The 392-nt window shown below is 42.1% G+C and carries 1 pseudogene; it reads right to left on the reverse strand.

Going from position 1 to position 392, the window contains the following annotated elements:
- A pseudogene (locus EI161_RS14705) lies at positions 1-392 on the reverse strand (ABC transporter substrate-binding protein); the annotation flags it as partial.

Below are 392 nucleotides of genomic sequence, written 5' to 3' on the forward strand. Positions count from 1 at the left end.
CTGTCTTCTAATTCAAGTTTGAGAAGGTCACTAAGAGGTTCAACGACCACAAGGCAAGTATCGTCATTAAGCTGCGCTAAGTCTCCTAGCATAATGGGCGTAAACCCCCATTGATTGCCATCTGCCAACGCTACTAGCTGTAGTCCCATCGTCTCTAAAGCAGGTTGAAACAAACTATTATACGAAAACATACGCAAATTATTAGTATCGGCAAATTGCACGACAGCCAATTTTTTGACATGAGGATAACGCGCATGAAAAGTCTGTCCCGCTTGTAAGATTTGTTTCTTGCTAGTGTTTAAATAATCTTGCGCGGCTTGCGGTTTATTGATAGATCGGCCCAATTCTAACGTGGGTTCTATAAAGTCCTCCCACTTTGCAATTTTGTTAGG

It is taken from the genome of Psychrobacter sp. FME5, from assembly GCF_014861375.1.
In the GTDB taxonomy this organism is placed as follows: Bacteria; Pseudomonadota; Gammaproteobacteria; order Pseudomonadales; family Moraxellaceae; genus Psychrobacter.